Source organism: Corynebacterium aquilae DSM 44791, assembly GCF_001941445.1.
GTDB classification, from domain to species: domain Bacteria; phylum Actinomycetota; class Actinomycetes; order Mycobacteriales; family Mycobacteriaceae; genus Corynebacterium; species Corynebacterium aquilae.
Genome location: NZ_CP009245.1, coordinates 2,022,835 through 2,048,030, shown reverse-complemented (window position 1 = coordinate 2,048,030; position 25,196 = coordinate 2,022,835). Strand labels below are relative to the sequence as shown.

The window sequence follows — 25,196 nt, the reverse complement described above, 5'->3', positions numbered from 1 at the left end:
CAGCGTTAACAAAGACAGCGCATGAACACCCCCAAAACCACACACCCCCACCGCCGACGCGCCCTCAAACGCGCCGCTGCGATCGCCGCCGGAGTACTCGCCGACCGGCTCATCGCCGACCCCAGCCGCCACCACCCCGTCGCCTGGTTCGGCACCTACGCCACCAAGGTCGAAAAACGCCTCTACCGCGACAGCTTTAGCGCCGGGCTCGCCTACCTGGCCGCCACCACCATCCCCCCAATGGCCGCCAGCCTCCTCATCTCCCGCGCCTGGCCCAACCTCAGCCTCATCCCCGCCCTGTGGGCCGCCATCGGCGCCCGCACCCTGGAAAACACCGGGGCCAACATGAAAAAAGCCCTCGACGAACACGACATCGACACCGCCCGCAGCTGGGTGCCGTGGCTATGCTCCCGGGACCCGCAACTGCTCGACGAAGTCGGCATGGCGCGCGCCACCGTGGAATCCCTGGCAGAAAACACCTCCGACGCCACCATCGCCCCCATCGTGTGGGCAGCAATCCTCGGCACCCCCGGAGTTGTCCTCCACCGCACAGTCAACACCCTCGACGCCATGGTCGGCTACCGCAACGACACCTACCGGCACTTCGGCACCGCCGCCGCCCGCTGCGACGACCTGCTCGCCTGGCTCCCCGCCCGCATCACCGCCTGCTACCACCTCGGCTACGCCTACCTCGTCGGGCGCGGCACACACAGCCAAAACGCCTGGCGCACCCAAGCCAGCCGCCACCCCTCACCCAACGCCGGCCCCGTCGAAGCCACCGCCGCCGGCGCCCTGGGAGTCACCCTGGGCGGAAAAACCGTCTACGCCCACGGCGTTGAACACCGCCCCGAACTCGGCTACGGGCCCGCCCCCACCACCAACACCATCGCCGACGCCATCACCCTCGCCCGCTTCACCGAAGGCTGCGCCACACTCGACGCCATGACCGCCGTCATCCTTATCGGATTCATCCGCGACTTGCTCAACTAATCCGCGCACCACACCCCAACGCCCCCACAGCAGGCGCTAAAAGCGCTGCTGATCGTCGCTGATATGGCGGAAATGATCCTGCCGGCCCCCATAGCGCGCCCGCCGACGCGGCGGCGCCTGGCGCGAATCCTCCGACGGCGCTTGAGCCTTAGATACCGCAGCACTCTCATCAGCAGCACCATCAGAGGCCTCACTGGCCTGAGCGGCCGACTCCTGGGTGGGTACTGCGCCCTCAGCGGCCGGGGCCGCATCCGCAGCAGTTGAGGCCTGCTGAGCCAACAACTCGTCCTCGCGCCGCTCTTTCAGCTCAGCCCGGATGAAATACAACAAGCCCAACGGCGCCATAATGCCAAAAGCAATCCACTGAATGCCGTAAGACAAATACGGGCCAGGCTCCAACTGGGGAAGCGGAATAGCGGTCAAACCACCCGGCTGATCCTGCGCCAACTGCACATAATCACGGCCCAAATCCATCCCCGTCAGCCCCGACACTTCCTCCGTGGAAATACCACTGACCTGGGTGAAACCATCGCGCTGCACAGGGGGATTGGACGGAACCTGCTCGCTTGCGCGAGCAAAACCCACCACCGACACCTCGCCACTGGGCGGCTGCGGCACCACCGGGGCAACGTTCGGAGTCGCCGGAACAAAACCGCGATTGACCATCAACACCTGGCCAGAATCGCTACGAAACGGCAACAAAGACTGATACGCCTGCTGGCCATCAATCGGGCGCATCCGCACCAACACCTGCGCATCCGGCACATAATGACCGCGCAACTCCACCCGCGTCCACTCATTGACCTTCAAAGAACCATCAGCCGCGAAAACATCCCCCACCGGCTGCGGGGCCTTCTCAAAAGCCATCTCAATATTGTGGTTGCGTTCGCTGGTACGGGCATTCTTGCCCAACTGCCAAGGCGCCAACACCGTAAACGCAAGATACGCAAACGCAATCACCGCCACAGCGGTAATCACCCAGCCGGGCTTGGCAAAAACTTTTAGCACCTTGGACACGGCGCCCAAGTCTAGTCGACACCGCCACCACACTCACCCCAACGCACCCCATGCGCCCACAACACAGCACACCCCCACCGCCCGCGCGCAGAACGCACCAGGGCAGTGGGGGAGAAAGCAGGCAGCTAGCGGTCGGAAGAATCCTGCAACTCGGTGCGCACCCACTCCAACAAACCAGGAATCGCCGCCTCAATCTGCTCGCCGACCTCAACGAAACCACTGTCATCGCCGTAATAGGGGTCAGCCACCTCCGCGCGGGCAGGCGACTGCGGATCAAAACTACGCAGCAAGCGAATCTTCTCCGGGTAAATCCCCGCATCCCGCAAACCACGCACGTGCCCACTATCCATAGCCACAAACAAGTCAGCATCCTCGTGCTGGGCACCCAACTGGGCCGCCCGGTGGCGGGTGCCATCGTGACCCAACGCTGCCAGCTGGGCAACCGCGCGACGATCCGCGCCCTGACCGACATGCCAGCCACCCATACCGCACGAAGCTACCTTCACCTGATCAGCCAGACCGGCATCATCGATGGCGTCAGCAAACATCACATCGGCCATCGGGGAGCGGCAAATATTGCCAGTGCACACAAACACCACATACACGGATTCCGTGCGTTCAAAATCGCTGCGACTACCAGAGCCCATCGATAACCCTTCCCAACTCACTAAAATCCTTTGCGCGTGCGCGGGCCATCGCCCACTCAGCCTCATCACCATAGCCCCACGTGGCGGCAACAGTGTCAATCCCATGAGTTTTCGCACCACTGATGTCGTGATGACGGTCCCCAACCATCACAAAATCAATAGGCTCATCCGCATCCAACCCACGCGCAGCCGCCACCGCACGAACCTGGGCCACCGCATCACCAACCACATCCGCCTTGGTGGGAAACTCCCGCACCCCCGGAATGCCCGCTGTCGCCACCACATCGAAAAAATCCAACAGCCCAGCCCGCTCAAGCACCTTCCGGGTGAAAAAATCCCCCTTCGACGTCGCCGTCGCCAACACCACCTGCTGATCCTTCATCGCCTGCAAAAAATCACCCACCCCCTCATAGGCCGAAGCATTCGTCCACCCATCAGCCCGATAGGCATCCATATACGCCTGACGCGCCTTCTCAATATCCGCGCCGACAACCCCGGCTTCCGCGAAAGACTCCACCATCGGCGGCCCCAACACCTGCCGCAAAGGCTTAGCCTCCGGGTGAGACGCCCCCACCTGCTCCAAAGCGGCCAAATAGCTCGCCACCACCCCCGGATAAGAATCAATCATCGTGCCATCAACGTCCATCAAAACTGCTCGCATAAGCACCAGTGTGCCACCAGGCCAAGCCACCGCGCCGACAACCAGCCGCCCGGCGGTAAAATGAGCGCCCGTGCACGAAACCACCCCCCGCCGCCACCACGGCGACACTGACGCCCTCGGCGCCAGGCTCGACTTCGCCGTCAACGTCCGCGCATCCGCACCCGGACCCGAACTACTGGCAGCGCTCACCCAAGAACTGCACACCCTGGGCAGCTACCCCAACGCCCAACGCAACCACGCCGCCCACCAACTCATAGCGAACTGGCTATCGGTTCCCGCCGAACGCACCATGCTCACCGCCGGCGCCGCAGAAGGTTTCAGCCTGCTTGGCGCACTCAACCCCACCCACGCCTTCATCATCCACCCCGGATTCTCAGAACCCGAAGACACCCTGGCAGACCAACAGGTACCACTCACCAAAGTGGTGCTCCCCGCCCCCTACACCCAAAACCTCCTGCACGACAGCCTCACCCAGGCCGTACACACCACCCCCACAGCAAACCTTTCCCGCCCCCTGGTCATCATCGGCAACCCCGCCAACCCCACCGGCTGCACCGTCGACCCCACAACCCTCGTCGACACCATCACCCGCATCATCCCCCACGCCATCACCGTCATCGATGAAGCCTTCGCCGATGTTGCCACCACCATCACCACCGCCCTGCCACTGGCCGCCACCAGAAACGACGTCGTGGTGCTCAGAAGCCTCACCAAAACCTTCGCCCTCGCCGGACTGCGCTGCGGCATCCTCATCGCCGACACAACCCTGCTAGCACCCATGGCAGCCCGCCGCCCCCACTGGCCACTTTCCAGCCTGCAACTCGCCGCCTTCGAATGGGTAGCCCACCACCACACCGCCAACGACTTCCACCACATCGCCACCGAAATCGCCACCCAGCGCGACTACCTCATCAACGCGCTCGCACCATTCGACATCCACCCCGCAACCCACTCCCACGCACCCTACGTACTGCTCAAACTACCCTGGGACGCCACCACCGCCCGCCACATACGAATCGCCATGAAACAGCGCGGAGTGGCCATCAGACGCTGCGACACCTTCCCCGGGCTCGACGAAACCTGGTGGCGGCTCGCAGTGCGCCCCCAAGACTCAGTCGACGACTTCTGCCACCAACTCGCCGCCTGCCTCACACAGCTCCCAGCCGCCTAAAACACCCCAGCACACACCACCCCGCGAAAAACCCACAGAGTTTAGGATGGGCAGCTAGACACCACCCCACCGCCCGGGGCAAAACCACACCCAGCCACCACCGACAAGGACAAAAACAATGACCACAGTAGGAGACATCCGCACCATCCTCGACCAGGCCTACCCGCCCCACCTGGCCGAATCCTGGGACGCAGTCGGCCTAGTCTGTGGCGACCCCGCAGCCGAAGTCCGCAAAGTCGCATTCGCCCTCGACTGCACCCAAGCAGTCGCAGAACACGCCGTCGCCTGCGGCGCCGACATGCTCGTCGTCCACCACCCCCTGCTGATGCGGGGCGTGACCAGCGTGGCCGCCGACACTCCCAAAGGCAAAGTCATCCATACCCTCATCACCGGCAACGTGGCCCTATTCTCCGCGCACACCAACGCCGACTCCGCCCGCCCCGGCGTCAACGACCAACTCGCCGAAATCCTCGGCATCACCCCAGGCGCACCCCTAGCACCCAAAACCCCGCGCACCAACGACCTCTGGGGCGTCCACGTCCCCCCAGAAGCAGTCGGCGCCATCCACGACGCAATCTTCGCCGCCGGCGCCGGAACCATCGGCGACTACGCAGAATGCGCCTACCAAGTCGAAGGCACCGGACAATTCACGCCCCTACCCGGCGCCAACCCCACCGCCGGCACCATCGGCACCCGCCACCTCGCCCGAGAAGTCCGACTCAGCTTCGTCGCCCCCTCCTCGCGCCGGGAAGCCATCCGTGCGGCCATCCTTCAGGCACACCCCTACGAGGAACCCGCCTTCGACGTGGTCGCCCAAGCCCCGGTCGAAGACCCCAACCAAGCATTAGGCATCGGCCGAGTGGGAACCCTCGACCAGCCGATGACCCTGCGGGAATTCACCCAGCGGGTCGCCGACCGGCTGCCGGAAACCGAATGGGGAGTCCGCGCCGCCGGCGACCCGGATGCGATGATCCGCACCGTCGCAGTCGCCTCAGGCTCCGGAGATAGCTTCCTGGACACGGTGAAAAACATGGACGTGGACTGCCTCCTCACCTCCGACCTGCGCCACCACCCGGTCGACGAATACCTCCGAGCTGGCGGCCCTGCAGTCATCGACACCGCCCACTGGGCCAGCGAATTCCCCTGGGTCTACCAGGCACAACAGGTAGTTTCCGAGGCGGCCGATGTTGAAACCACCATCATCGACATCCGCACCGACCCCTGGAAGATCTCCGCGCACCGCAGCAGCTAACCCACGCCGCGCGGCCACCAGTGCGGCCCACCACCAGGTGGGCTGCACCCCGGCTCGCCCGCCCCGGCGCAGCTTCAGGGGCTTTTGCCCCCGTGCCGCGCAGGACTAGGCTAAATACTTCGGGGCCACCATGGCCTCACCGGGCACCACCACGGTGTCATCTGTGTGTCTTCGAGTCACGCATGACCCACAACTTTTTTCGTAGCACCCGCACAGCACTTATCGCCTCGTGCGTGGTCGGTTTGATGAACAAGGACAACACTTCGTGAAGCTTCGTCCCGATGCACAGCGCATTCTGCTGCAATTGGCCACCGCCGATGTGCAGCGCACCGGTACCCAAGACCTGCCGGAAGAAGAGCAGTACCGCCAGCTGATCGCCGAGCGCGCCCGCCTGCGCGACAGCCACGCCGCCAGCCACATGCGTGCCGCAGACACCGAAACCGAACTGCGACGCATCGACACCGACATCGCGAAACTCCAACGCCGCGAAAAAGCCAACATCAAAGGCCTTGGCGCCACCCTCGACCAGGAAACCCGCCGCGACCTGGAACACGACCTCATCTCCACCCGCCGCAGGCTCGAAAAACTGCAGCAACAGCGCGTCGAGGTGGAACGTCGCATCGCCGCCCACAACCTCAACGAAGGCAGCGCCGGCGCCCACAGCGACGAACTGGATGAAAAAATCGCCGCTGCCAAACGCGCCCTGGACGCGGCCCGCGACGCCGCCGACGCCACCCAAGCCGAGCGGGAAGCCCACATCAAATCCCTCCGCGACCAACTCCCCAGCGAAGTCCTCGCGGAATACGACACCCAGCGCGAAGACCTAGGCGTAGGGGCCGCGTTGTTCACCGGGCGGATCTGCCGCGGCTGCAATGTCATCCTCGCCCCGAACGCCATCCGGGAAATCATGGCCTACCCCGCCGATGAACTGCCCAGCTGCCCTGAGTGCGGCTCGCTTCTCATCCGGGAAAGCTAGGCTAGAACACAACCGCAGCTTTTACGCGGTCGCGCCCCACCACACACTGTGGGGTGCGACCGTTTTCTTCTTTCTCCCTTTTTCTCGCCCCCAACCCCCACGGAGGTTTTTCATGCACCTGTGTATCGAGGCCGATGGTGGCTCCCGCGGCAACCCCGGAATTGCCGGCGCCGGCACGGTGGTACTCAACGCCGACAAAACCGAAGTAATTCAACGCATCAGCGAATACCTCGGCAGCACCACCAACAACGTCGCCGAATACCACGCCCTACTCAACGGGCTTAACGCCGCCCTCGAGCGCGGCGCAAGCTCCGTGGCGGTGTACATGGACTCCAAATTGGTAGTTGAACAAATGTCGGGGCGCTGGAAAATCAAACACCCCGACATGCGCGAACTGGCCCTCAAATGCCGCACCATCGCCACCCAAATCGGGCAGGTTACCTACGAATGGGTACCCCGCAAAAACAACTCCCGCGCCGACGAGCTCGCCAATAAAGCCATGGATGCCGGGGCACAAGGTGCGGCAGTCGGAATGATCGAAACCCACCCCCCAGCCCAGCCCGCCCGCACAAACGCCCCACACGGCGACACTGGCGACACTGGCGACAAAGCCAACGCCGACAACAGCACACAACCCGGCGCCGGCGGCGCAAAATCACCGGCCGCCTGGAATGGCGCCACCACCACCCCCACCCGCCTATTTTTGGCCCGTCACGGCCAAACCGCCGATTCCGTCAAAGGGGTCTACAGCGGTTGCAACTCTAACCCGCCCTTGAACGACACCGGGCAGGCCCAGGCCCGCGCCCTAGCCAGGCGCCTGCGGGGAGAAAACATCACCCACATCGTGGCATCCCCCCAACTGCGCGCCCAACAAACCGCCGCAGCCTGCGCCGAAGAACTCGGCCTCGACGTCATCACCCTCGACGATCTGCGCGAGCTCGACTTCGGATCGTGGGAAGGACTCACCTTCGCCCAGGCTCGCGCCTCCGACGAAGAAACCCATACCGAATGGCTCACCAACACCTCCGTCGCCCCACCCGGCGGGGAAAGCCTCCAGCAGGCCTACCGGCGAGCAAAGAAAACCCTCAGCCAGATCATCGACACCTGTGGCGCCACCAACGTGCTGGTCGTCTCGCACGTCACCCCCATCAAAGGCCTCATCCGCCTGGGGCTCGATGCCGGACCCAGCATCTACCACTGCCTCCACCTCGACCTTGCAAGCCTATCTATCGCCGAGTTTTACGCCGACGGCCCCACCAGCGTCCGCCTCGTCGGGGAGACCGCTCATCTCCACGCCGACGGTGGGGTAGAGTAAACGCCGCGACTGCATCAACCCCGGGCGATCGCGACTGATGGAACCCCAACAACCACAGCGTTGCTGGTGGCCAGCGGTCGAGGAAAGTCCGGACTCCGCTTCAAGAGTGACGGTGGTTGCTAACGGCAACCCAGGGTGACCTGCGGGCTAGTGCCACAGAAAACAGACCGCCCCCACCGCCCCAACGGCGGGAGGGGGTAAGGGTGAAACGGTGCGGTAAGAGCGCACCAGCAGCCCAGGTGACTGGGCTGGCTAGGTAAACCCCACCGGGAGCAATGCCAAGACGCGACACGTTGAACGTGACGCGTGCGCGCACACCGCAAGCCCTCACCGGCTTGCGGGGCTGGGCACTCGCCAGCAACGCGCGCAGGTAGGCAGCTTGAGGGCACCAGCAATGGTGCCCCTAGATGGATGATCGCCGACGCCACCAACGTGTGGCCGAACAGAATCCGGCTTATAGGGGCTGTGCAGTCGCCCCAAAACAACACACCCCGCCGTGACATCCCTAAAAAAGGGATCTTCACGGCGGGGTGTTTTCACCTCTGCTCCCCGCACGCTGGAAGCACCCAGGGGGAGACAATGTGCGGGAATGACTATCCTGCGACCGTGCTGCCGGGGGACAACACGATGAAGCGCAAATTGTGCTCCTGTGCGCGCTGAGAAAGGTCCTCCACCGTCGACGCCGGCGCGTAGCCGATGACCGCAGAACACAAGCCCGCAGCAGCTGGGCGCGCCGCATCGGCACCCCACTGGCGGGCAAGTTCCGCCAAGGACGAAACCTGAGACGCCAGCCCCAAGGCGCCGGCGGTAGCCTCCCGGGAACGATCAATGTTGGTAACCGCGGCGTTATGGCGGCGGGAACGAATCGAAGACACGAAATCCGTGGCGTAGGTGGTTTCCACCTCGAAGAAATCCAGCCACGCATTCGCCTTATCCGCACTGGGCAGCCCATTGCCACGTTGCGCGCCATGCATCGCCGCCAGCCACGCAGTCACCCGCGGAGAGGCATCGGGCAAATGCCGCAAAGACTCCACCCCGAACGCCTTCGACGCATCCTGCACAAAACTGACCCGTTGCCGCAGCTCGGCCACATCCACCTGGGACGAAGCAGCATCGGGCAGCGCCAACAGGAAGGGAACACAGCCCGCATCCACCAAGTGGGGAGTATGAGTGAGCGACCCATCGTGATAGTCGATAACCTGCAAACTACCGGGCGCACCCCGCATGATCGCGGTATACCGGGCCCGCACCGGCGGCTCCGGGGAGTAGCTCGCCGCAGCGGAGACCGCCACCTCCACCAGGCGCGCCCGAATCGGCGCCTCATCCCGATCCTTCGTCGACATCGCCATCGCCAGCAACACCGCGCATTCCACACTGGCCCGCTCCCCAAGGCCAACGCCGGCAGGAATATCGCACACCACCGTGACATCCGCGCCACGAATCTGGCGAGCAATCAACTGCCGGCCCGTGGCGGTGGAAACCAGCCCCGCAATTCGGCGGGCACAATCCAACGCCGCTTCCCCCGCGTACGTCGGTGCAGCCACCCCAAAAGGCTGCTCCTCAGCCAGCGACGCCTGGGACACCGTCTCAGCGCCGGAGGCATCAACATAGACCACGTTGACCACCTGGTCGCTGCGGGGAGTGACCGCCACAGCCACACCGCACTCAGTCAGGCCACACACCACCACACCGCCGGCTGCATCGGTGTGCTCACCGATGGCAAACCAACTCGCAGGCGCCGCAGCCCACATCGATGGCGTGGACGAAAAGTGCTCACGGTGGGCGGCCCGTGCTGCCTGTTGCACATCGGCCAAAGTTCGATGGGTGCTCGCTGGCATGGGGGCTCCTCTACGCCGACAAAACAAAAACAAAAATCATGATCGGCATTCGTGCTGGCTGCACCAAAGCCGTCACAAATCAACGGCTATCGGTGCGCATAGACCATCTGCACTTGCAGATGCGATTCCTACCGGCACATCCAATCCTTAAAGACTCTATCGAATCATTCTGCCCGAGAACGCGCTGACCCTGAACCAAGAATCCCAACGGTGGTTGCGCCCCCCCAATGAAAGAACCAACTAGGATGGGGGCGATAAACCCTTTCCTCTCAAGGAGCGTGAACACACGATGGCAAGCGAAGACAACAAGTGGTACTACAACACCGCAACCGGCGAGGTTGCTCAGGGACTCGTCTTTGACTCCACCCACCGCATGGGCCCCTACGACACCGAGGCCGAAGCCCGCGAAGCTCTCGAGATCGCCGAAAAGCGCGTCGAAGAAGCAGAAGCCTACGACGAGGCCGGCGAAGACTGGGGCGAAAAGCCCTCCTGGGAAAAGTAAACCCCAGCCTCAACACACCACTATCGGCCATCCCCCGCGCATTCGCGCCGGGACGGCCGATAGTGTTTTTTGTTCACACAGCCCGCGTGCCTGCTAGGCGCCGCGAGCCTTCTTTTCTTTTTTCGCGCGGGCCTTTTCCAGCTTGCGCTGCGCCTTTGCTTCCTTTTTCAACTGGGCCTTGCGCTCCGCAGCCAAAGCCTCCCGGCGCTTACGGGCCAGCTTCGACCGCTTGGCCTCAAGCTTGTCGTACACCCGAATCAGCTCATCCATCGCCTTCGGGTAATCACGCAACGCCCGAATCCCGGCATCCCGCTCCTTTTGGTACAGCAACCCGTACAGGAACGTGTCCTCGCCCTGCTCATGCGCCCGCCGCGCCACATCAGCCAACGCATCACGGGCAGTCACCGTGTCCTGGAACGTGCCCAAAATATCCTGCGCATCGCTGCACGCCCGATAAAGCTTGCCGGTCTTCAAATCCGTGGCCTCACCCGCGGCCTCCGCGGAATAGCGCAGCTTTTTCACCGCCTTGCGCACCGCGTGCACATTGTCCTCACGCTGCTCCAGCGGAACCGAGGTGTCCTTCCACTGACGCATCGCCGTGGCATGCAGCTTGCGCACCTTCCGCATCGCCTGCGTGAGGTGGTGGAACAGAATATCCTCCGCGCTGCGAGCCTGGCGGGGGCCTTTGTCTGTCGCAGCCGGTTGCTCCGCTTCGGGGGCGGGCTTGGGATCAGCCCCAGCACTATCGGACGGCTCACCTCGCTCGGCATCCTCACCCGCCGCAATATTGTCACCAGAGTTCGCTGCCGCCGAAGCCTCCTGGCCGGCTTGGGTGGTATCTGCCACAGCCGTTTCCTCCTGGCTCGACTGCTGCTGCTCCGCCAGCGGGGGATGCGCCAAAATGTGGTCCAAGCTATTGAGCAACTCCGCGTAGCGCTCGGAATCCAAAAACTCCACCACATCAGCGTGCGCCTGCCGGTACATCCGCTCAATGCCCTCAATCAGTCCCTGCGCGGTCTGCTCATCGACCACATCCCGATCCTCCGCAGCCAACGCCTGACGGAAACGCTCCGCCACCACCTCAGCATCACGGGCATGGCCCAAAATTGCCGCCAAATGCTTCAACTCTTTCGCGGTGTGCACATAGTCGTCGCCGACCAAAATCCCACTAAACGTCGACATGTGACTGCGCAGCTCACGAGTAGCCACCCGCATCTGGTGCACCGCATCCGGCTCATCAGCCCGAACCCGCGGGTCATAAGCAATAATCTTGTCCCGATTTTTCGCCAACGCCTTCAACACCTTCGCGGCGGGAGAAGACTTCGGCAACGTTGCCGGGCGCTCCAACTCCGGGGCATTATGCACCGACTCACCCAACGCCAACACCAACTTCGACGGGCTCGACGACACCGCCGCACCCGCCTGCTCAAACACCTTGCGGGCAGAATCCAACAACCGATCCCCACCACGCGGCTGCCCCTGCTCATCATTAACCAGCTCGATCTCCCACTCACGCCAGGAAGAAATATCCCCACCCGGAAGTAAGGAATACGCCGTGACGTGATCATCAACGAACTCCGCCACATCCACCCCGTCGGCATCCGCCAACACATGCTCATGCCGCTCATTATCAATCTGGGCAATCGGATCCAGCTCAAAGGTCCGCACAAACGGGCGGATGACCGCCAAAATTTCCCCCGGAGGCGTGAACTCATACGGGCCGAGCTCCGCCCGAATCTCGCGGCGACCAAAACCACGATCCGGCAGCTTCACATGCCACCCATCGTCCTTACCGCCGGTGCGGCGCCGCAAGGTGATCTTGTTACGGGTCAACCGCAAATCAGGGGTATCGAAATACACCGCAGACAACTCGTGCACCGCAGACGAAGACACCCGAGCAACCCCATCAATTGTCGCCAACGGAGGAACCTCCACCGCATCATCAACAGCGAATTTCAACTCAATTTCAAGCGAGGACGAGGTGGTTTTCTTCGAGGAAGCATCTTTGGGGCTCATGGGCGCCAATTCTAATGAGTAAAACCGCAGCCCGCGCCAAAAACACCCACCTGCCCAGCACCAACACCCCCATCAGGTACACCTAACGCCCACCAGGCCAACAATCCAACAATCCATCCTCCACAGCCCCCAACAGCTGAGAATCCCGCTCCCCATCGACGCGACGTCCCGCCACTGCCTCCAACTCCACCCACAACGCCCGCACATGCTGCGCGGTGCCCACCAAACGCACAGCCTGCGCCACCCTTGACCCCGGCCCCACAAAACACTGCCCGCCACAACTCTCCACTACCTGCACCCCACACCATGAGGCCACCACCCGCGCACATCGACGCACCCACCACCGCGGTGCCGAAAACACCGGAACCACACCACACACCACGTGCCCGTCGTCCGGCATTGCGCCCGCCCTCGGCAAACCAGCAAGCTGCCACATCACCCGGGCCACCACCGTGACATCACCCACCCCTTCAAGCTGCCGCCGCGCCCGCCACCGCATTGCCCCACTCAACCGGGCCGCCCGCACCCCACCCGCGCCCACACCACAACAATCACCAGGTGCAAAACAACCCGCCACAAAACCTCCCACGCAATCGCGCCAACATGACACCACGAAGCCTAAAAAACACCCCGCAAACCGCACCCACCCCCGCGACACCCCCACACCCAGCGGACAGCCACAAGCCCCCGCAATGCAACTACCCTTGAACAACATGAACAGCCAACAGGAGTTCGTGCTCCGCACAGTAGAAGAACGCGACATCCGATTCGTGCGCCTTTGGTTCACGGACATCCTCGGCTACCTCAAATCGGTTGCCGTCGCCCCCGCAGAACTGGAAAACGCCTTCGAAGAAGGTATCGGCTTCGACGGATCCGCCATCGAGGGCTTTTCCCGCGTGAGTGAATCAGACACCATCGCTAAGCCCGACCCCTCCACCTTCCAGTTAATGCCACTGGGCGTCGACGATTCCGGCATGAACTCCGCTCGCATGTACTGCGACATCACCATGCCCGACGGCCAGCCCTCCTGGGCTGATCCGCGCCAGGTGCTGCGCCGCCAGGTTCACGCCGCCGCCGACGAGGGCTTCACCTGCTACATCCACCCCGAAATCGAATTCTTCCTCGTGAAGTCCTTGGACACCGACGGCAGGCCCCCGGTTCCCACCGACAACGGTGGTTACTTTGATCAGGCCGTTCACGATGACGCCCCCATGTTCCGCCGCGACGCGATCGCCGCACTAGAAAACATGGGCATCTCGGTGGAGTTCTCCCACCATGAGACTGCGCCCGGCCAGCAGGAAATCGACCTGCGTTACGCCGACGTGCTCACCATGAGTGATCACATCATGACGTTTCGCTACCTGGTCAAAGAAGTGGCGATGAAAAACGGCGTGTATGCCACCTTCATGCCGAAACCGTTCACCGACCACGCCGGCTCCGCGATGCACACCCACATGTCGCTATTCGAAGGCGACATCAATGCTTTCCACGACCCGGATGACGAATACAACCTCTCGCAGACCGCACGGCAGTTCATCGCCGGCATCCTCACCCACGCCCCGGAAATTTCCGCCGTCACCAACCAGTGGGCAAACTCCTACAAGCGCTTGATGTTCGGCAACGAGGCCCCCACCGCGGCCACCTGGGGAGTGTCCAACCGCTCCGCCATGGTGCGCGTGCCCACCTACCGCCCCGGCAAGGTGTCCTCCCGCCGCATCGAAGTCCGCTCCCTCGATTCGGCCTGCAACCCCTACCTGGCTTACTCCGTGCTGCTGGCGGCCGGACTCAAAGGCATCAAGGAAGGCTACGAGCTGCAAGCCCCTGCCGAAGACGACATTTCCTCCCTGACCCGCCGGGAGCGCCGCGCCCTGGGGTACGAGGACCTGCCGAGCTCCCTGGATCAGGCGCTGCGCTTGATGGAACGCAGCGAACTAGTCGCGGACACCCTGGGAGAGCACGTCTTTGAGTTCTTCCTCCGCAACAAGTGGCGCGAATGGCAGGAATACCAGTCCCAGATCACCCAATGGGAGTTGCGCAGCAACCTGGATTACTGACCCGATCGTTAGCGCAGCATTTTTGCACCGCAACGACTATTCGACCGACCAACCCCGCAGCGAGGCGATTTATCCATGTTGACCGGCCCCCGATCCACCCGAAACCGCGTGCCCACCCCCGGCGCGTTGAGCCTAACCAGCCCGAACGCAGCTAAAGACCTTAAAGAGCTGGGCTGGCTCAATGAGCAGCACGTCGACCTGTTGTGGGCGATCAGTGGCACTGGGGATCCGGATATGGCGCTCAACAACCTCATCCGGCTGTATGCCGCGCTTGATGAGCTGGAGGATCCCAGCCTGCGGGGCGAGGTGTTGACCGCGCAGATGCAACAAGACCCGGTGCTGCGGGTTCGTCTGATGGCGCTGCTTGGTGGCAGTAGCGCCCTGGGGGATCATCTCATCGCTAACCCTGGCCTGTGGCCCAGCCTCGCGGAGCCCACCCCAACGTTTGCGGATATGATGCAGCGGATGCTGTCTGCGGTTAATGCGACTGCCGCAACAGTTGAGCCGGCGCAGTCTGAGGATTTAGACGGTGCGGTGGAGGTTTCTCGGGAGTGGGAGAGTGGTGAGGACGGGGCCAACGAGTACCTGTCCACGTCGGGCACCTATGTTGCTGGCATTGGTGGCCGGGACGCCGAAAAAATCCTCAAGACCTGCTACCGCAGTATTTTGATGCAGTTGGCGGCCGCCGACCTGGCCGGCACGTATCTCGATTCGCCCCGCCGCCCAGCGGGGGAGAAGATCCCCTTTACCACCGTTGCGGCGGATGTGACCTCCCTGGCTGACGCCGGGTTGACTGCCGCGTTGGCGGTGGCGGTGCGCAACGTCTACGGCGATGATCCGGTTGATTCCAAGCTGGCGGTGATCGCCATGGGTAAATGCGGTGCCCAGGAGCTGAACTACATTTCCGATGTGGACGTGATTTTCGCGGCCGAACCCGCCACCGCGAAGGTGACCCGCCTGGCAGGGGAGTTTATCCGCATTGGCACCAGTTGCTTTTTCGAAGTGGATGCGGCGCTGCGCCCGGAAGGCAAACGTGGGGCACTGGTGCGCACTTTGAGCAGCCACGTGGCGTACTACACCCGCTGGGCCCACACCTGGGAGTTTCAGGCCCAACTCAAAGCCCGCCCCATGACTGGCAACCGCGCCCTGGGTGATGCCTACGTGGCGGCCTTGGCGCCCCTGGTGTGGGAGGCCAGCCAGCGGGAAAGCTTCGTGGAGGATGTGCAAAAAATGCGCACCCGGGTCATCGACAATGTTCCCGCCCACCTCAAAGACCGCGAACTAAAACTTGGGCGCGGTGGTCTGCGCGACGTCGAATTTGCCGTGCAGATGCTGCAAATGGTGCACGGGCGCAGCGACGAATCTTTGCGTGTCAAAGACACCGTGTCCGCGCTGGGGGCGCTGATTGAGGGCGGTTATGTAGGCCGCGAGGACGGCTCCGCCCTCATTGGTGCCTACGAGTTCCTCCGCTTGCTGGAACACCGCCTCCAGTTGCACCGCATGAAACGCACCCACACCATGCCAGCACCCGAAGACACCAAAGCGTTGCGGGTCTTAGCGCGCTCTTGCGGGCTGCGCTCACAAGAAAACATGACCTCCGCGGAGGCCCTCCAGGCCGAATACAAACGCATCGGCCTCAAAATCGCCGGCCTGCACCGCAAACTGTTCTTCCGCCCGCTGCTGAACTCCGTGGTGGCCCTGCCGACGGCCACCCTGCGTCTGTCGGCAGAATCCGCCCGCCGACAATTGGCGGCATTGGGCTACCAATTCCCAGATCGCGCCTACGAACACCTCACCGCATTGGCGGCAGGCTCCAGCCGCAAAGCCAAAATCCAAGCGATGCTGCTGCCCACCCTGATGGAATGGCTCTCCAGCACCGCCGACCCAGATGCGGGCCTGCTGAACTACCGCCGCCTGTCCGAAGCCTGCGAGGACAAAACGTGGTTCCTGCGCACCTTGCGCGACGAAGGAGTCGTGGGGCAGCGCCTGATGAAAATCCTGGGCACCTCGCCCTATGTATCAGACCTGATCCTGCACACCCCCGATGTCGTCAAACTCTTCGGCGACGGCGCCCACGGCCCAAAGCTGCTTAACGCCGACCCCCAAACGGTTAACCGCTCCCTTGTCGCAGCAGCCAACCGCTACGCAGACCCCGATAAAGCCATCACCGTCGCGCGCTCTCTCCGCCGGGCCGAATTGGCGCGGGTTGCGGCAGCCGACCTTCTGGGCATGATGAGCGTCGAAGACGTCTGCCACTCCCTGTCACTGGTGTGGTGTTCAGTTTTGGATGCGGCACTCAACGCCGAAATCCGCGCCGCCGTCGACGCCCTGGCAGCCGAACACGCCTCCCGCGCCGAACAACCCGCCACCGACACACCACCAGCACACACCGACGCAGACAACCCCCAACAACCCGCCGACCGGGCAGCCACCGACGCCGCCGCCCAAGCAGCCGTCGCCGCCATCGTCAACAGCCAAGAAACCGATGACGACATCGACCCCGAAGCAGTCGCCGACGCCGCCCACACAGACAACGACGAACAACCCACCCCCACCAAAGACCCACAAGTCGTGGCACCCGCCCGCATCGCCGTCATCGGCATGGGGCGACTCGGTGGATGGGAACTAGGCTACGGCTCCGATGCCGACGTCATGTTCGTCTGCGAACCCGCCGACGGGGTAGAAGACTCCGAAGCCGTGGCCTGGGCCATCGGCATCTGCGACCGCATGCGCCGCCGCCTCGCCAAACCCAGCATCGACCCCCCACTCGATGTCGACCTCGGGCTCCGCCCAGAAGGCCGCAGCGGCGCCGTCGTCAGAACCGTATCCTCCTACCGCAGCTACTACGAACGCTGGGGCGAAACCTGGGAAATCCAAGCACTGCTCCGCGCCGCCCCCGTCGCCGGCGACGCCGACGTCGGACAAGCCTTCATCGACGCCATCAACCCCCTGCGCTACCCGCCAGAAGGCATCGACGACGCCACCGTCCGCGAAGTCCGAAGGATGAAGGCCCGCGTCGACAACGAACGCCTCCCCCGCGGCGCGGACAAAAACACCCACACCAAACTCGGCCGCGGCGCACTCACCGACATCGAATGGACCGTGCAACTACTCACCATGGAACACGCCCACACCATCAGTGAGCTGCACACCCCCTCGACACTGACCGCCCTCGACATCATCGAAAACACACAACTCATCCCAGAAAAAGACGTCGCGACCCTCCGCACAGCATGGCTAACCGCCACCCACGCCCGCAACGCACTCGTCCTCGTACGCGGCAAACGCACCGACCAACTACCCCAACCAGGGCCACAACTCGTGCAAGTCGCCGTCGCCGCCGGCTGGGACAAACACCACTACCAAGAATTCCTCGAAAACTACCTCAAAGTCACCCGGCGGGCACGCCGCGTCGTCGACGAGGTGTTTTGGGGAGAAACCACGTTCGAGCCCTAACACCTAGGGGGCAACTACCCCGGATTCGTGGCCGCGCGCCGGGGTAGTGGCCCCGCGGTCGGTGAGTGCCCGGGTACACAAATAACCCCCGCTAGTCACCCCCGCGGGCGCGAAATGTGGTGAAATAAACACAGCACAAGCACTATTAGCCAATGCAGTGCTGAAAAACGTCCGCAGTGCATTATCTTTAACACTGGACCACACACCGTATCGACAACCCCACGTGTCGCTTTCCATGGCGGCGCGCATGCGATGAAAGACCGCCAACCGTGAACGCTTTAGCAATGGATAGTTATCCGGCACGCTTTAGCGACGTGTGCCAAAAAATCCTCGTTTATAGGGTTCGCGGAAGCTATAACGACATCGTCGATACCTGCAACGCGGTCGCGGAAGCCTATCAGCACACCAAAGACCCGGAAGCCCTAGAGCTGCTCGCCTGGACGGCTCTGCAGGAGCTCAAAGCCCTCGATGCGCTGGCGACAACAGATGCGATGCGCCGCCAGGTGTTGCACCGCAGCGAGGAACTGCTCACCCGCTTCGAATCCGTACCCCTGTCGGAATACCCGGATCTGTATGCCCGGGTGACATACCTGATGCTGCTGCGGGCGGAACTTTTAGCGCAGGTGGGGCAGCTCGACGATGCGCACGCCGAGCTGGCAGCGATGTGGCAGCACGCCTCCACCAGCCCGGGCGACCGGGCACGGGCGGTGGCCTATGAGGCTAAATTGGCGCTCGCCGAGGATTGTGCCGCGGTGGGGGATGTGCGCACCGCGCTCGATCACACCAGCGCCCTGATCGCCCTGGCCAGCGGGGAGTCCTCCCAGGAGAATCGCTTGTGGCTGGCGCGTGCCCAAGGGCGCGCGGTCGACTTCACGCTGGCACTGGTAGACCCGGCAACCCCGGACGGATGCTTCAAAATCATTCGTGCCTGCAATCGTCTGATCGATGCACACGTCGGCTCGATTGTTCCGGAAACCGAATTGATGCTGGCGCGTGCACTACGGCACCGCGCCGATGCTGCCGACAACTGGGCGCGCACCACCGACGACATGGCCGCCCGCCAGCGCTTTGCAAAACTCGCCGGCCAAACCCGATTGACGCTGTGGGACACCTTCCACACCAGCGCCGATCCGGCAGTGTTCCGCGAGGCAGCCGACGCGATGAACGACTACCTGGCCCACCTGCCGGCAGGCGATGACAAGCGGGTGTACGCACAAGCCGCACTGTCGAGCGCCACCCGGCTAGCGCACAGCGATGACGTGACGCACGCGGCTGCGTTGCTGATGCTGCACAACCATTTGGCGGACGCGCTTATTGGGGTAGGGAACCTGCCCGAGGCCCGTGATCAGTTAATCCACGCCGTCAGCGACACCAGCTCCAACGATTTGGCAATCACCCTGCGGTGTCTGTGGGTGTTGGCAAAGGTCGCCGACATTTCCGCCGACATGGGTGATTGCGACGGGACCGCCACTGCGTTTAACCGCATCCGTTCCTCCATGGCCGGCGATGATGAGTTAGCCCAATCAACCTCTGCACGGCGCGCGATTACCCACGCGTGGACCGCGCGATTGCGCTGCTGGGAGGCCACCCAAATCAAGGGCAGCGATCAGTTGCTGCCCATGGGGGAGCAGGCGATGAATGGCCCGATCCCCGCGTTGGAGATGACCGAGCAGCTTGAGGAGCAATCCCGGCTGGTGTGGGGCTTCGCGAAAGCCGCGGTTGCCTCCCAGGCGTCGGGTGCGGAAGCTGCGCGCGCGGACGCCTGCCGGTGGATGTTCTACCTGGGTGGTGAGCTCGCTGGGGCCTGCTGCTTTAAAGAAGCGATCGACTGTTTCGCTTTCGTGATTACTGAGGCGCGCAAATCGCCGAATATTGCGATGCGAGCCCTGGTTGTTAAGTCCTTGCAGCAGCTTGGCTTCGTGGAATTTTTGGTATCCGGCTCCCGGGAGCGTGCCTGCATGCGCTACGGACAGGGCATTGGTTTTTTGAAAGACTCGACTGTGCCGGCCGAAATCAAACTGATGCACCTGCTCGCCGAACGGGCAAACTCTTACTCCTTGGGGCACGCGGATCCAGCACCGGTGGATTATCCCTAAAGCCCCGTTGTCATCAGGCGCCGTCGTCTCCACCTAAAGGTGTGGGGCGGCGGCGCTTTCATCTAGCGGGGGATGCCGGCGAATCCACCGGCGTTGGTGCCGAAGCTGGCGCAAAAGTAAGTCATGAGCAGGTGGAATAGGCCTGTCTGTTTAATAGCTGTTGATTGATATCTCTACCAATGTCGCGAGGGGTGGTGCGGTTAGGTGGCCCTAAAAATAAGCAAAAAGTTTGATTACATGCAAGGCTAACCTTAGCTACTGTTTTAGCTAGGAATAACGCCGCTAAAACTTTTCGGCACCCCACGCGCGCCGCGCCTGACCCTTTCAGCCGTTTCGCCCGTCATGAGGAAGAGAACACCACGATGACAACCGCCCTCGAGAACACCACCTCCCAGCTGTCCGTCGAGCTGAAGACCTCCACCGCCGCAGCTCACGAGCGCGCCGAGCACTCCACCTTCATGGACGAGCTCTTGGGCGGACGCCTCGGTGTCGCCGACTTCATTGCCCTGCAGGAACAATCCTGGCTGTTCTACACCGCCCTAGAAAACGCCGCCCGCGCCGTCGCCGACGACCCGATTGCAGCCGACGTGGTCGACGCCAAACTGGAACGAGTTCCCGCCCTGGAAGCCGACCTGGATCACCTCCACGGCACTACCGAATGGCGCAACAACGTCACCGCGCTGCCGGCCACCGCCGAATACGTGGCCCGACTCAACGAGATCGCAGAAACCAAAGACGCTGCCCGGTTGGTCGCCCACCACTACGTGCGCTACCTCGGAGATCTCTCCGGCGGACAGGTCATCGGACGGATGATGCAGCGCCACTACGACGTCGCCGACGACGCAGTAAGCTTCTACCGCTTCGCCGAGATCCCCAAGGTCAAGCCCTACAAGGACGACTACCGCGCCAAGCTGGACGCACTGCCGCTGTCGGACAGCGACCGTGAGCGCCTGCTCGCAGAAGCAACCGACGCTTTCTTGTACAACCTCAACCTGTTCAACGCGCTCGGGCAAGCCCGCGCATAGCGCGACAGCTCCCGGGGCACAACCCCTTCACGCCGCTGGCTACTGCCCCACACGGAGGCAGCCATCGGCGTTTTCTCATGTGCCAAACGCTCAGAAAAACGCGCAAAACCCCAAAAACCTCCCCATCCAGTGCCCACAGCACTAGGCTATGAACAAAAGCGCACCAGTGCGCACCACCGAGCAGTGCGCACGCAACATCGCCACGTCACCCGCGACGCGATGGAAAGGGATGATCCCCATGGCCACGACATTCAGCATGAACCTCGCAGGCGCAACAGTCGCCGAACTGTCCGCCTTCGTTGACATGGTTCGCAACATCACCGGCGACGACAACACCGCACTAACCTTCGACGCGGAACGCGGACAGTTGACCTTCACAACATCTGCACACCACAAAGCCCCCCAACGCCCCACACCGCGCGCAAGCAACCGCCCCGCAGAAGACACACCAGTCGACGTCGTCAGCAAAATGATGCGCGACTTCGCCGCCACCCGCGGCGAAGCCATGCTCGTCGAACGTGCCGAAAGGGCGCTCAGAGGCTTCATCGATGACGTCACCGGGGGCAACACCCCAAATGCCCGCAAAGATCCAACGACCCCCACCCGCGAGACAGATACCTCTCGCTTCATCGACGAAGACATCGACACCGGGGAATACAAACCACCCGCGCAACACAACCCCTTCGTGCCCGCAAACGACGAAGAACTAGCCAAAAAGCTCAAAGAATCCCGCCACAACCAGGAAGAAGAAACCGAAGACAGCTTCGGGGACAGCTGGTTTAACACCCCACCAGAAAAACGCTTCCGCAACGGATTTTCCGACCCCACCCGCTCCCGGGAACAAGACCGCCGCGATCCTTTCACCCCGAACAGTGGCAAACACTCATCCCCAGAGGATCACCCCTTCGAAAGCCACATCGATCGCGACGAAGACACCCCAAAAAATAACGATCCTCGCGAACAAGAGGACAAATAAACCAGCAAACAGCCGCCGGTCCAGGACAACACCATCCCGGGCCGGCGTTGTCATTTCCCCCAGTCAGCGACAAACACGAAGAAAATTCACAGCGCACACACACCGAAGGCGCGGAAGTTTTCCAAGTCCAGGCCCTACATTGACTTCGTAGACGGCACAACAGGGTTATCTGACAGAAACGACAACCCCTATAACCCGCCACATAAACAATCCCAACGATGCTGTACGGCTCAGCTTGCAACGGCGGACTGCGACATCCCGCCACAGCACCAAGAGCCCCACAGTCGTTGGGAAGCGCAAAACACTGTCGCGCGGGACCTAGCACGACAGTGAACCGCGCAGTGGCGGTAAGAGAAGTTTTCGCGGAAGTTGATAACCCTGTGGCCGTCACCCGCGCGGTGAGCCGCCTGTGGTTCACCAACTGGCATCGCTGACACTCGCGCCACGTGCCCACAGGAGGTCTCGTGTGGCATGGGCACAACACTTCCCCAGGATTGTGCCCATGCCACACCACACCCTGTGCACAACAGGCACGAGCAACAGCGGTGAACCACCAGCAGCTCACCGCGCGGACACCCACGGTTTTCACCCGCTCGTTTCTTCGAGTAGGTAAACCGAGTCCTTACCCCAGCGAGGAGGAAAGTGATGGCGCCCCAAACAGATCGCGCATCACACCAGCATTGGATCATCCTGTGCATGACAGGCATGCTCATCATCGGAAGCACCGCCGCGTGCACCCGTGAAGACAACCTCCACCACGCAGAAGTCACGGTCACCCACACCACCGTATCCATCCCCAGCCCGCTCAAAGCCAAAAATGTCTCCGCAACCCAACAAGACTTGGCCGCCAAACTCGACAACGCAGTCCAGCAGGGCAAAATCACCGAAGAAGAACGCAGCAGCGTACAAAAAGCCTTCGATTTGGGGCTTTTGCCTGCAGACTGCCCTCTTTCGGCAACTGAGCAACCACCACTGCCCAGTGCTGTGCCCACAGCCAGCTAGGCGCATACAATTCGGACTGTGAATGCCGACCCCACTCGAATCCCGCAGTTTCTTCGCGAACTGAGCTACCTCTGGGAAGCCCAACCCGATCGCCGATTCGTCGACGTGCTGGCCCAACTAGAAGCCGCTGGTGTGAGCCCCGCAAGCAGCGATGAGGACGTGCTGTTGGCAATCGCGAACCTGCGCCACATTTTTCCCCACACCGTCGACGTTGACGCCCACGGCCGCGCCCGTGGCGCATACGACATCGTCACCTCAACCGCCGACATCGCCGTTGACCGCGACCACGTCATCGTGCGGGCACTGTCCACAACCCCGCGCCGCCCCTCGGTGTGGGCCTATAGCCACCTGGTGACAAAAACCGTTTCCGGGCCACTGACGATCGCAGACGAAGAGGGAAACATCCACAAACTGGGGGTCATTGCACGCATGAGCCCGCGTACCCAAACAACCTTGGCTGAAAACGCCCTGCCCGAACTACACCGAACCAGCATCGGTGACACCGTGTATGTGGTTGAGCTAAGCGACGACACCAGAGTCAGCATCGGTAGAAAAACCACCGTCTATCGCCAGCAACGACGTGCCCTCAACACCGACACCATTGCGTGGGAAAGCATCCCCGCCACCCAGGTTGGACAACCGCTAGTGGTGGCCAAGCCCGCCGGCCACGGTGAGGAAGATTTAGGCGTCATCCAGGCAATCTGGCGCGCCCACTACTAGACCCCCAAGCAGTATCTCAAAACGGGGCTAGTCCGCGAACTGCACATGAAGCCTTGTGCGACGTTGACGGCGAGCAATGATCACCAGTGCCACCACTCCGGCCAACCACACTGCGAAAACCGACCACCACGCCGCACCAAAGCACGACCAGGTGTACGAGCCATCCGAACACTGAGAGTCGAGCACTACGCCCATCAACTGTCCAGCGATCATCGTGGCAACGAAGCCACCCATGTTGGCCAGCCCAGTACCCGCTGCCAGCACCCGGTGATCCAGGCTTTCGCGCACGGAGTCGAAGCCAAAATTAGAAGACGGAACCACCGCGAAACCAACCCCAGCAGCCACCAGGATCGCCCCGTAGCCACGTGGCTCGGCGGAGCTGAAAAACCACCCCAGCCCCACAAAATACGCCAGGTTCATCGCAATGGTTAGCCGATAGCGGCGCGACCCGAACCGGCTGGACAAGATGCCATGAAGTGGGGAGACCGCCACATTAATCACGGTTCCGATCACAAAGATGCTGCCCGCCTGCGCGGTTGTTAGGCCCTGCCCCAGCGTCATCATCGGTAGCCCCCACAGCAAAGCGAAAACCAGGTTGGGCATCAGGCCCACATAGTGGGTGAAAAACCCTTCCCAGCACACCGGCTCACGGACAACTGTGCGCAGCCGCTGGCGTAGAGACGTGGCAGTGCTCGCGTGCGCATGTCGCGGGGAGTCATCGGGGCTATCCCTCACCACCACTGCGCATGCAGCAGCCACCAACACTCCCAGGGCACCAATAGCGACGAAAGCATGCCGCCAGCCGGAATGCTCCAAGTAGGCCAGAAAAGGCACCGCGGACAGAAACTGGCCGATTTGACCCAAAGAGGCCGTGAGTTGGCTAAACAAAGGGGTTTTGCGCAGGGGAAACCAGGCGGGCAACAACCGCATCACCGAGAGAAATGCGCTGGCATCACCGGTGCCCACCAGCACGCGCCCCAAGATGGCCACCGGGTAGGAACTAGTAAGGCCCAAAATCAGCTGGCCGGCTGCCATGATGATTGCGCCCGCTACCAGCATTCTGCGGGGCTGAAAAAGGTCAATGGCCATGCCCATGGGGATCTGGGCCAAGGCGTACACGCCGACTTGCACTGAGGTGAACACCGCTAGCCGTGAGGCATCGATGTGGAAATGATCCATGGCTTGGACGCCGGCCACACCCATGCTGGTGCGCCCCAAAATGGCCATAACGTAGGCGCCGGTGGCCGCCAACCACACCACGATCGCCCGGGTTGAGATGCGTTCAACGGCGGGGGAGGAGGTGGCGGAAGTCATAGTGGATACCCTAGCGCGCGTAGCGCCCCCACAAGAGACTTTGGGCCTAGCGACGTCTCCAGCGCACAAAAACACCAGCCACGTATCCGCAGTGAAAACCTGCTGTGGGTGGATACGTGGCTGGTGGTGTCAGACGGCGCTTTTAGGTGGCCGGCCCCTGCGCGGAAG

20 protein-coding genes and 1 other RNA gene are annotated in these 25,196 nt (G+C 62.5%); 14 read left to right on the top strand and 7 right to left on the bottom strand.

From position 1 onward, the window contains the following. Positions 1 to 21: 21 nt before the first annotated feature. Positions 22 to 990 carry an adenosylcobinamide-phosphate synthase CbiB gene (gene cbiB, locus CAQU_RS08610; RefSeq protein WP_075726937.1) on the top strand — a complete coding sequence of 323 codons (969 nt, stop codon included), beginning with the start codon at positions 22 to 24 and terminating at the stop codon, positions 988 to 990. A gap of 36 nt (positions 991 to 1,026) precedes the next feature. Here the strand turns inward: cbiB and CAQU_RS08605 are convergent, their stop codons facing one another. The 3 genes from CAQU_RS08605 to CAQU_RS08595 form a co-directional block, all read right to left on the bottom strand. Next, positions 1,027 to 2,007 carry an SURF1 family cytochrome oxidase biogenesis protein gene (locus CAQU_RS08605; RefSeq protein WP_169836035.1) on the bottom strand — a complete coding sequence of 327 codons (981 nt, stop codon included), beginning with the start codon at positions 2,005 to 2,007 and terminating at the stop codon, positions 1,027 to 1,029. A gap of 125 nt (positions 2,008 to 2,132) precedes the next feature. Further along, positions 2,133 to 2,654, bottom strand: coding sequence for a low molecular weight protein-tyrosine-phosphatase (locus CAQU_RS08600; RefSeq protein WP_075726936.1), 522 nt, complete (start codon positions 2,652 to 2,654; stop codon positions 2,133 to 2,135). Then, on the bottom strand, positions 2,641 to 3,315 hold the full coding sequence (locus CAQU_RS08595) for an HAD hydrolase-like protein (protein ID WP_075728604.1): 675 nt from the start codon (positions 3,313 to 3,315) through the stop codon (positions 2,641 to 2,643). The genes CAQU_RS08600 and CAQU_RS08595 overlap by 14 nt, the downstream gene beginning before the upstream one ends. Positions 3,316 to 3,385: 70 nt before the next feature. Here CAQU_RS08595 and CAQU_RS08590 point away from each other — a divergent pair, with 70 nt between their 5' ends. From CAQU_RS08590 to rnpB, 5 genes are all read left to right on the top strand, one after another. Next, the gene (locus tag CAQU_RS08590; RefSeq protein WP_075726934.1) at positions 3,386 to 4,486 is read left to right on the top strand and encodes an aminotransferase class I/II-fold pyridoxal phosphate-dependent enzyme; all 1,101 of its coding nucleotides are present in this window, start codon (positions 3,386 to 3,388) and stop codon (positions 4,484 to 4,486) included. Between the two features lie 118 nt (positions 4,487 to 4,604). Continuing rightward, positions 4,605 to 5,738 (top strand): Nif3-like dinuclear metal center hexameric protein, encoded by a 1,134-nt coding sequence (locus CAQU_RS08585; protein WP_075726932.1) that lies wholly within the window; start codon positions 4,605 to 4,607, stop codon positions 5,736 to 5,738. 265 nt (positions 5,739 to 6,003) lie between these two features. Then, positions 6,004 to 6,714, top strand: a complete 711-nt coding sequence (locus CAQU_RS08580) for a zinc ribbon domain-containing protein (protein WP_075726930.1) — start codon at positions 6,004 to 6,006, stop codon at positions 6,712 to 6,714. Between the two features lie 112 nt (positions 6,715 to 6,826). Further along, on the top strand, positions 6,827 to 8,029 hold the full coding sequence (locus CAQU_RS08575) for a bifunctional RNase H/acid phosphatase (RefSeq protein WP_075726928.1): 1,203 nt from the start codon (positions 6,827 to 6,829) through the stop codon (positions 8,027 to 8,029). Between the two features lie 11 nt (positions 8,030 to 8,040). Beyond that, positions 8,041 to 8,502, top strand: an RNA gene (gene rnpB, locus CAQU_RS08570) — RNase P RNA component class A. Between the two features lie 120 nt (positions 8,503 to 8,622). On the opposite strand, the gene CAQU_RS08565 is transcribed toward rnpB, so the two are convergent. After that, positions 8,623 to 9,867, bottom strand: a complete 1,245-nt coding sequence (locus tag CAQU_RS08565; RefSeq protein ID WP_075726926.1) for a galactokinase family protein — start codon at positions 9,865 to 9,867, stop codon at positions 8,623 to 8,625. A 289-nt stretch (positions 9,868 to 10,156) separates the two neighbouring features. On the opposite strand from CAQU_RS08565, the gene CAQU_RS08560 reads away from it, so the two are divergent. Continuing rightward, on the top strand, positions 10,157 to 10,369 hold the full coding sequence (locus CAQU_RS08560) for a hypothetical protein (RefSeq protein ID WP_075726924.1): 213 nt from the start codon (positions 10,157 to 10,159) through the stop codon (positions 10,367 to 10,369). Between the two features lie 93 nt (positions 10,370 to 10,462). On the opposite strand, the gene CAQU_RS08555 is transcribed toward CAQU_RS08560, so the two are convergent. After that, entirely contained in the window at positions 10,463 to 12,385 is a 1,923-nt protein-coding gene (locus tag CAQU_RS08555; protein WP_075726923.1) for a CYTH and CHAD domain-containing protein, read from the bottom strand. 82 nt (positions 12,386 to 12,467) lie between these two features. Next, positions 12,468 to 12,617, bottom strand: coding sequence for a hypothetical protein (locus CAQU_RS12665; RefSeq protein WP_157108959.1), 150 nt, complete (start codon positions 12,615 to 12,617; stop codon positions 12,468 to 12,470). A gap of 481 nt (positions 12,618 to 13,098) precedes the next feature. Here CAQU_RS12665 and glnA point away from each other — a divergent pair, with 481 nt between their 5' ends. The 7 genes from glnA (at position 13,099) to CAQU_RS08520 (ending at position 23,714) form a co-directional block, all read left to right on the top strand. Beyond that, the gene (gene glnA, locus CAQU_RS08550) at positions 13,099 to 14,439 is read left to right on the top strand and encodes a type I glutamate--ammonia ligase (protein WP_075728602.1); all 1,341 of its coding nucleotides are present in this window, start codon (positions 13,099 to 13,101) and stop codon (positions 14,437 to 14,439) included. A 75-nt stretch (positions 14,440 to 14,514) separates the two neighbouring features. Next, the gene (locus tag CAQU_RS08545) at positions 14,515 to 17,895 is read left to right on the top strand and encodes a bifunctional [glutamine synthetase] adenylyltransferase/[glutamine synthetase]-adenylyl-L-tyrosine phosphorylase (RefSeq protein ID WP_075726922.1); all 3,381 of its coding nucleotides are present in this window, start codon (positions 14,515 to 14,517) and stop codon (positions 17,893 to 17,895) included. Positions 17,896 to 18,164: 269 nt separating this feature from the next. Further along, complete coding sequence (locus tag CAQU_RS08540) at positions 18,165 to 19,991, top strand: hypothetical protein (RefSeq protein ID WP_157108958.1); 1,827 nt, start codon at positions 18,165 to 18,167, stop codon at positions 19,989 to 19,991. Between the two features lie 362 nt (positions 19,992 to 20,353). After that, the gene (locus tag CAQU_RS08535; protein ID WP_075726917.1) at positions 20,354 to 21,016 is read left to right on the top strand and encodes a biliverdin-producing heme oxygenase; all 663 of its coding nucleotides are present in this window, start codon (positions 20,354 to 20,356) and stop codon (positions 21,014 to 21,016) included. Positions 21,017 to 21,254: 238 nt separating this feature from the next. Continuing rightward, positions 21,255 to 21,992, top strand: a complete 738-nt coding sequence (locus tag CAQU_RS08530; protein WP_157108957.1) for a hypothetical protein — start codon at positions 21,255 to 21,257, stop codon at positions 21,990 to 21,992. A 696-nt stretch (positions 21,993 to 22,688) separates the two neighbouring features. Next, positions 22,689 to 22,994, top strand: a complete 306-nt coding sequence (locus CAQU_RS08525) for a hypothetical protein (RefSeq protein ID WP_157108956.1) — start codon at positions 22,689 to 22,691, stop codon at positions 22,992 to 22,994. A gap of 18 nt (positions 22,995 to 23,012) precedes the next feature. Next, positions 23,013 to 23,714, top strand: coding sequence for a hypothetical protein (locus CAQU_RS08520; RefSeq protein WP_075726912.1), 702 nt, complete (start codon positions 23,013 to 23,015; stop codon positions 23,712 to 23,714). Positions 23,715 to 23,741: 27 nt separating this feature from the next. On the opposite strand, the gene CAQU_RS08515 is transcribed toward CAQU_RS08520, so the two are convergent. Beyond that, positions 23,742 to 25,028, bottom strand: coding sequence for an MFS transporter (locus CAQU_RS08515; RefSeq protein ID WP_075726910.1), 1,287 nt, complete (start codon positions 25,026 to 25,028; stop codon positions 23,742 to 23,744). Positions 25,029 to 25,196 lie beyond the last annotated feature (168 nt).

Bases quoted from the DNA above. Each gene is read 5' to 3' on its own strand.
- cbiB (WP_075726937.1), top strand. From the start codon at position 22: ATGAACACCCCCAAAACCACACACCCCCACCGCCGACGCGCCCTCAAA.
- CAQU_RS08595 (WP_075728604.1), bottom strand. From the start codon at position 3,315: ATGCGAGCAGTTTTGATGGACGTTGATGGCACGATGATTGATTCTTAT.
- CAQU_RS08530 (WP_157108957.1), top strand. From the start codon at position 21,255: ATGGCCACGACATTCAGCATGAACCTCGCAGGCGCAACAGTCGCCGAA.
- CAQU_RS08515 (WP_075726910.1), bottom strand. From the start codon at position 25,028: ATGACTTCCGCCACCTCCTCCCCCGCCGTTGAACGCATCTCAACCCGG.
- CAQU_RS08535 (WP_075726917.1), top strand. From the start codon at position 20,354: ATGACAACCGCCCTCGAGAACACCACCTCCCAGCTGTCCGTCGAGCTG.
- CAQU_RS08585 (WP_075726932.1), top strand. From the start codon at position 4,605: ATGACCACAGTAGGAGACATCCGCACCATCCTCGACCAGGCCTACCCG.
- glnA (WP_075728602.1), top strand. From the start codon at position 13,099: ATGAACAGCCAACAGGAGTTCGTGCTCCGCACAGTAGAAGAACGCGAC.
- CAQU_RS08575 (WP_075726928.1), top strand. From the start codon at position 6,827: ATGCACCTGTGTATCGAGGCCGATGGTGGCTCCCGCGGCAACCCCGGA.
- CAQU_RS08555 (WP_075726923.1), bottom strand. From the start codon at position 12,385: ATGAGCCCCAAAGATGCTTCCTCGAAGAAAACCACCTCGTCCTCGCTT.
- CAQU_RS08600 (WP_075726936.1), bottom strand. From the start codon at position 2,654: ATGGGCTCTGGTAGTCGCAGCGATTTTGAACGCACGGAATCCGTGTAT.
- CAQU_RS08545 (WP_075726922.1), top strand. From the start codon at position 14,515: ATGTTGACCGGCCCCCGATCCACCCGAAACCGCGTGCCCACCCCCGGC.
- CAQU_RS08560 (WP_075726924.1), top strand. From the start codon at position 10,157: ATGGCAAGCGAAGACAACAAGTGGTACTACAACACCGCAACCGGCGAG.
- CAQU_RS08565 (WP_075726926.1), bottom strand. From the start codon at position 9,867: ATGCCAGCGAGCACCCATCGAACTTTGGCCGATGTGCAACAGGCAGCA.
- CAQU_RS08525 (WP_157108956.1), top strand. From the start codon at position 22,689: ATGACAGGCATGCTCATCATCGGAAGCACCGCCGCGTGCACCCGTGAA.